This is a genomic window from Bradyrhizobium sp. NBAIM03, from assembly GCF_020194055.1.
Classification (GTDB): Bacteria; Pseudomonadota; Alphaproteobacteria; order Rhizobiales; family Xanthobacteraceae; genus Bradyrhizobium; species Bradyrhizobium yuanmingense.
Window position 1 is genome coordinate 1 of sequence record NZ_JADYVS010000245.1, and the last position, 400, is coordinate 400.

General features: G+C 59.2%; 1 protein-coding gene. It reads right to left on the reverse strand.

Features of this window, described 5'->3' with window-relative positions; translation table 11 throughout:
* Window positions 1-400 (reverse strand): PhoH family protein (locus I6F21_RS38330; protein WP_225184464.1); only part of this gene is annotated, 400 nt, incomplete at both ends.

Consider the following 400-nt stretch of genomic DNA (forward strand, 5'->3'; position numbering starts at 1 on the left):
ATCCAGGGCTGCATCTTTTCTTCTTCCGTGCCGGGCAGGAAGCCGATGTCTTCACCCACGGGCACCGTGGCGCGCGTGATGATGATCTCGTTATAAAGCTTCTGATCCAGAACTTGCTCAAGGCCCGCTGCCAGTGCCAGCAGCGTCTTGCCCGTGCCGGCCTGACCGAGCAGCGAAACGAAGTCCACCTCGGGATGCATCAGCAAGTTCAGCGCGAAGTTCTGCTCGCGGTTGCGCGCGGTCACGCCCCAGACGTTGTTCTTCTGGTGCGTGTAGTCCTTGAGCGTCTGCAACACCGCAGTTTTGCCGTTCAACTCCTTGACTTGCGCATACAGCGGCAGGCTGCCGTCATTCGGTTCAAGGAAGACAAACTGGTTGACCAGGAACGACGGCACCAGCG